Source organism: Rhodothermales bacterium (assembly GCA_034439735.1).
Taxonomy (GTDB): Bacteria; Bacteroidota; Rhodothermia; order Rhodothermales; family JAHQVL01; genus JAWKNW01.
This window is the reverse complement of sequence record JAWXAX010000186.1, coordinates 1-6,247: the sequence shown is the minus strand read 5'-3', so window position 1 is coordinate 6,247 and position 6,247 is coordinate 1. Positions and strand designations below refer to the sequence as shown.

Annotated in this window: 4 protein-coding genes; 3 read left to right on the top strand and 1 reads right to left on the bottom strand. The window is 63.9% G+C overall.

The genetic code is table 11. The features are described from left to right. A partial coding sequence (locus SH809_14060; GenBank protein ID MDZ4700829.1) for a ThuA domain-containing protein occupies positions 1 to 2,291 on the bottom strand: 2,291 nt, incomplete at its 3' end. A gap of 364 nt (positions 2,292 to 2,655) precedes the next feature. Here SH809_14060 and SH809_14055 point away from each other — a divergent pair. The 3 genes from SH809_14055 to SH809_14045 all read left to right on the top strand — a co-directional run bounded on the left by SH809_14055 (position 2,656) and on the right by SH809_14045 (position 6,053). Beyond that, positions 2,656 to 3,846: a Gfo/Idh/MocA family oxidoreductase gene (locus SH809_14055; GenBank protein MDZ4700828.1), complete on the top strand. Its 1,191-nt coding sequence runs from the start codon at positions 2,656 to 2,658 to the stop codon at positions 3,844 to 3,846. Between the two features lie 143 nt (positions 3,847 to 3,989). Continuing rightward, the gene (locus tag SH809_14050) at positions 3,990 to 4,829 is read left to right on the top strand and encodes an MBL fold metallo-hydrolase (protein MDZ4700827.1); all 840 of its coding nucleotides are present in this window, start codon (positions 3,990 to 3,992) and stop codon (positions 4,827 to 4,829) included. A gap of 78 nt (positions 4,830 to 4,907) precedes the next feature. Continuing rightward, positions 4,908 to 6,053, top strand: coding sequence for an alanine--glyoxylate aminotransferase family protein (locus SH809_14045; protein MDZ4700826.1), 1,146 nt, complete (start codon positions 4,908 to 4,910; stop codon positions 6,051 to 6,053). The last annotated feature ends 194 nt before the right edge of the window (positions 6,054 to 6,247 follow it).

Here is a 6,247-nt window from a genome sequence, read left to right as displayed (position 1 = left end):
ATCGTGAACGTCCCGGTAGCCGCGGTGAGGGTGTCGAGCGGGAGGGCGTAGGTGTCGAATCCGCTGTAAAGGCGCACTTCCATGCGCCCGCCGGCGGGCTCGACAGCATAGTTGATCGGCGTATCGAAGTCGAACACGGCGCCTTCCGCGGGGGAAACGATCCGGGGGGCCGGGGACTGGCGGGCGACCTGCGGCGGCATCGGTCGCGGCGCGGCGCCGTGGTAGTTCACCACAACGAGCTTCGCGTTATCGTTGCTGCCCCAGAAGGCATCGCCCCATTCGAGAACGTAGAGCCGCCCGTCGGGGCCGACTTCCACATCCACCGGTCGTACAAAATCCAGCCCGGGGAGGAGGGGGCTGATTTTCATCAGGTTGCCGGCGTCGTCGAACTTGACCTCCATCATCCAGTTGCGCATCCACTCGTAGATGATGAGGGTGTCCTCGAAGTAGTCGGGCAGGGCGTTTAGCCCATAACCTGGCTTCCGGTGGTAGATCGGGCCGGCCATCGGGTTGATGCCGCCGGCGCCGAGTTCCGGGAAGGCGTCGGACGCGCCGTAGGTGTACCAGATCATCGCCGGCTGCGACGGGGGCAATACGCGCCGGCCGGTGTTGTGCGGCGAGTCGTTGATGGGATGAGCAGGATTAAACGGCGGCCCGATCTCGCCCGTGGCGTAGCTATAATCGTTAAACGCATCGTTGGGGCCCACGAAATACGGCCACCCGAAAAAGCCCGGCCCGCGCGCCTGGTTGAACTCGTCCCATCCCCAACCCCCGCGTTCGCTGGGCGGGCTGCCGTTACCCACGTCGCCCCAGTATAGCCATCCGGTTTCGTCGTCGATAGCGAAGCGGAAGGGGTTGCGGTGGCCCATCGTGTAGATCTCGGACCGCGTGCTGTCGGCGCCGGGCGGGAAGAGGTTGCCGGCGGGGATCGTGTACGAGCCGTCGGGCTCGGGGTGGATCCGCAAGATTTTGCCGCGCAGGTCGTTCGTATTACCCGACGTCCGCTGCGAGTCCTGCAGCTTGCCCTCGGGCGTCTCGTTGAGCGGGCTCCCCTTCGAGTCGTACGCGTTGCTGTTGTCGCCGGTGGATAGGTAGAGGTTGCCGTGTTTGTCGAACTGGAGCCCGCCGGCGTGGTGGCAGCACCATTCCCGCTGGAACGGCACGGTCAGGAGGATCTTCTCGGTCGACAGATCCAGCCAGCGCCCATCGAACGTGAACCGTGAGAGGCGGGAGGGGCCGGCGTCAGCCGGGGCGTAAAACAGGTAGATCCAGTTGTTGACGGCGAAGTTCGGGTCGAGCGCTAGGCCCAGCAGGCCGTCTTCGATGAGCATGTGGACGGGCAGCCAGCCGGCGGCGCGGGCCTCGGTGGCTCCGGGCTCCCAGACCATAAGCGCGCCGGCGCGTTCGATGAAAAACACCCGGCCATCGACGGCGACATCGAGCTCCATCGGGATGGCGACGTTTTCGGCGAGCACCACTTTCTCGTAGTTCGAAGCCAGCGAAGCGTGTACGTCGCCCTCCGCCGCGCCAGCGGCCCACTCGATGCCGCCCAGCAGGTGATGGAGAAACAGGGGCTCCGCAAACGCCTCTTTCGTGTGGCCGAGGCCGGTGTACCAGGCGCGGCCGCCTTCGTAGACCTGCGCCCAGGCGATGGGGTGATCGAAGCCCATCGTCCCCCCTTCGTAGGTGCGCTCGTCGAGCGCCATGAGGATGTGCACGGCGCCGCGCGGGTTGAGGCGGTAGTTGTACCATTCGTCGAAGCGGGTCCACTCCGCCGGCAGCCGGCGTGTCGCGGGATGAACGCGGTCGAGCACCTGGACGGTCGCCTCCTGCGGCGTCGGGTGAGTATCGAACCAGGCGCCGACGAGACCGCCGTACCAGGCCCAGTCGTATTCTGTCGCCGCCGCGCTGTGCACGCCGGCAAAGCCGCCGCCGGCCTGGATGTAGCGCTCGAACGCCGCCCGCTGCGGGGCGTCGAACAGCGTCCCGTTGGTGTTCATGAAGACGACGGCGTCGAAGCCGGCGAGGTAATCGTCGGTGAAGACGGTGGGGTCCTCGGTGGCCTCGACTTCGAAGCCGTGTGCCAGGCCGAGGGTCCGGACGGCCGCGACCCCCTCGGGAATGGCGTCGTGGCGGAAGCCGGTGGTGTGGGAGAATACCAGAACGCGGAAACGGGGCGCCATGACATCGCCATCCGCCTCCGTATCAATGGGGAGCAGATCCGGCTTCGCTCCGGAGCAGGCGGCCAACATGAGCAGCGAGGCGACGAGAAACAGACGAAAAGGGGGCATACACATTTGAATTGTCCGGACATTCGGATATTTTCCTGACCCAAGATAGCGGCCCCGCCTGCCGAGGTCAACCTGCGCGATAGATTTTGCGGTTTCAGGTTTCCGGTAGATTTGTTAACGTGCGAAGCCTGCGAGGCCGCCAGCCATCTGGTCAGACCATTAACTCTCACACTCGTCATCCCCAACTGGATTGGGGATCCATACATGGCCGATTGGTTGCATGGATCCCCGATCGGAGTCGGGGATGACGATGAGGAAACGGAATCTCGTACGTTTCCAAGCCTGCCAACCTAAGATCCTTCGAGGCCGTCGGCGATAGCCGACGGCCCTCAGGACAAGCCTGCAACCTGCCAACCTGCCAACCATGATTTCCCACAACGTCACAATGCTCGGCACCGGGCTCATCGGCATGTTTTACACGATGACCCTCCACAGCCAGCGTAGCCGCGACCGCGTCACGATGGTGTATTCGCGCAGCGAGGAGCGAGCGCGGCAATTCGCGAAAGACTGGAACATCCCGCGGTGGACGACGGACCTGAAGGAGGCGATCGAGGCTGCGGATACAGACACGGTCGTGATCGGGTTGCCGAACAACCGGCACGTGGAGTGCACGCGGCTGGCGGCCGCCGCCGGCAAGGCAGTGCTCTGCACGAAGCCGCTGGCGCGCACGGCCGCCGAGGCGAAGGAGATGCTCGACATCGTGGAGAAAGCCGGCGTGTTCCACGGGTATCTGGAAGATCTCACCTACACCCCGAAGACCCTGAAGGCGGCCGAGTCCGTCCGGGCCGGCGCCCTGGGCGATATCCTCTGGGTCCGCTCCCGCGAGACCCATCCGGGGCCGCACAGCTCGTGGTTCTGGGACAAAGAGCAGGCCGGCGGCGGCGCAATCGTCGACCTCGGGTGCCACTGCATCGAGATCACGCGGACATTCGTAGGTAAGGATAATCGGCCGGTGGAGGTAATGTGTTGGGCGGATACGCTCTACCACCCGATCGCCGCCGAGGACCAGGCCATCGCGCTCATCCGATATGAAAGCGGCGCCATCGGGCAGTTCGAGGTCAGTTGGGCCTTCCGTGGGGGCATGGACCTGCGCGACGAGGTGGCCGGCACGGAGGGGACCATCATGCTCAATCACTTTTTGCGGACGGGCTTCGAGATGTTCACCACCGGCGCCGCCGGCGGCTACGTGGCGGAGAAGTCGGAGACCGAAAAAGGCTGGCTCTTCCCCGTCGGCGACGAGATCCACGCCCTGGGCTACGTCCACATGTTCACCGACATGTTCGAGGCGATGGAGCAGGGCCGCCGGCCGATGGAGGACTTTTACGACGGCTACGTGGTCAACGCCGTCATCGACGCCTGTTACCGATCGGTGAAGTCGAAGCAATGGGAGCCCATCGAGATGGAGTGGCGCGGCGGCACGACCAAGAAGATCGGCATTAACGCCAACGAGTATGAAGGCCAGGTGCTCATCAAGGAAGAACGCATGCCCGACGGACGCGTGAAACGCATCCTGAAGAACAAAACAAACGGCGTCATCACCGAGACGGTCGACTAATTGGTTGCAGGTTGGCAGGTTTTTACATACCAAGCGTATCCTATAACCTGCAACCTGGATCTTGCCAACTTGCAACCTGCCAACCCCATGATCCCCACGCACACCCCATTTTGCATTTTGCACTTCACCCTTTGCATTTCCCCATGATCCCCCCTCTCCAATCCGACGACGTCTTGCTGGCTGATATTGAGCGGACCTGCGCGGAGCCGGACGGTTTTCGGCTCTGGTGGCTCGGGCAGAGCGGCTTTCTGGTGCAGCACCGGGGCCGGCACCTATTGCTCGATCCCTACCTCTCGGATTCGCTCACGCGAAAATACGCCAGAACCGACAAGCCGCATGTGCGGATGACGGAGCGGGTGATCGCGCCGGAGCGACTGGACTTCGTCGATGTCGCCACGTCCAGCCACAACCATACGGACCACCTGGACGCGGAGACGCTCGGGCCACTGCTCGATGTCAATCCGGGCCTCGAGCTCGTCATCCCCGAAGCGAACCGGGCATTTGTCGCGAAGCGATTGGAAAGTGATCCCGAGTGGCCGCGTGGCCTCACCGCCGGCGCCTCGGTCAGCATCGCCGGCTTCACCTTTCACGGCGTCCCCGCCGCACACAACGACCTCGAGACCGACGCCGAGGGCCGGCACCTGTACATGGGGTATGTCGTCCGGTTCGGACCCTACACGATCTACCACAGCGGCGACACGTTAACATACCCGGGCCTGGAGGATCAGCTGCAGAAGTTCGACATCGACGTCGCCCTGTTACCGATCAACGGCAATCTACCCGAGCGCCGGGTGGCCGGCAACTTGAACGGCGAGGAAGCCGCCCGCCTCGCGAAAGCCATCGGCGCTAAAACCGTCATCCCCTGCCACTATGAAATGTTCGCCTTCAACACGGCGCCACCGGCGCTGTTCGTGACCGCCTGCGCCGCCGTCGGCCAGTCACAGCGGGTCTTGCAGGCCGGCGAAAAATTTATCGCGGAATAACACCCACCACCCTATTTTGGCGATTCATCTAAATCATTATTTACCGCGTGTCTCGCACCACGCTCAACACCAAGCCCTATGCCCACCCCTGTCGTCAACAACACCCACCGCATCCAGACCAAGCAGCTGGAAACCTCCCCCCGTCTCCTGCTGGGCCCCGGCCCCTCGAACGCGCATCCCCGCGTGCTCCAGGCCATCGGCAACGCCCAGGTCGGCCACCTGGACCCCGAATTTATCGCCCTCATGAACGAAGTCCAGGAGCTGCTGCGGTACGCGTGGCAGACGGACAACAAGCTGACAGTGCCCGTCAGCGGCACGGGTAGCGCGGCGATGGAGGCGACGCTGGCCAACATGATCGAGCCCGGCGACAGCGTGCTGGTGGGCGTCAATGGGTATTTTGGGGAGCGGATGGTAGATATGGCCGGCCGCTACGGCGGCGTGGTCCATCGGATGGATAAACCCTGGGGACAGTCGTTTTCATTGGACGAGATCAAGACCGCCCTCAAGGCGCACCGCCCGAAAGTGCTCGGGCTCGTCCATGCCGAAACGTCGACCGGCGCGCGGCAGCCACTTGAAGGCGTCAGCGCGTTGTGCCGCGAGATCGATTGCCTGCTGCTGGTCGACTCCGTCACCAGCCTCGCCGGCGTGCCCCTGTTCCTCGACGCCTGGGGCGTGGACCTCGCGTACAGCGGCACCCAGAAATGCCTCAGCTGCCCGCCCGGCCTCGGCCCGCTCACGTTCGGGCCGCGAGCGGTCGAGCGGCTCCAGAATCGAAAAACGAAGGTCCCCAACTGGTACCTGGACATGAGCATGGTGGCCAACTACTGGGGCGAGTCCCGCACCTACCACCACACAGCGCCGATCAGCATGAACTACGCGCTCCGAGAGGCGCTGCGGATCGTAGCCGAAGAAGGCCTCGAAGCCCGCTGGGAGCGGCATCAGAAAACCGCTGAACGGTTCTGGGCCGGCCTGGAAGGGATCGGGCTCTCCTGTCATGTGGATAAAGAAATCCGCCTACCCAGCCTGACGACCGTCCGCGTGCCGGACGGCGTCGACGCCAAAGCTGTCGCACGCACGTTACTGCTGGAGCACAATATCGAAATCGCCGGCGGCCTCGGCCAGCTGGCCGGAAAGGTCTGGCGCGTGGGCCTGATGGGCTACAACAGCCGGCCCGACACCGTCGACCGCCTGCTCTCGGCCCTGGCGCGGGTCCTCGGGCGGTAATACATCCCCGTAAAGACGCCATACCTGGCGTCTCCATGACGAATGCTACCGACATCCCCTAGAGACGCCAGGTATGGCGTCGCTACGATGAATGCTACCGACATCCCCTAGAGACGCCAGGTATGGCGTCGCTACGACGAATGATACCGACATCCCCTAGAGACGCCAGGTATGGCGTCGCTACGACGAATGAT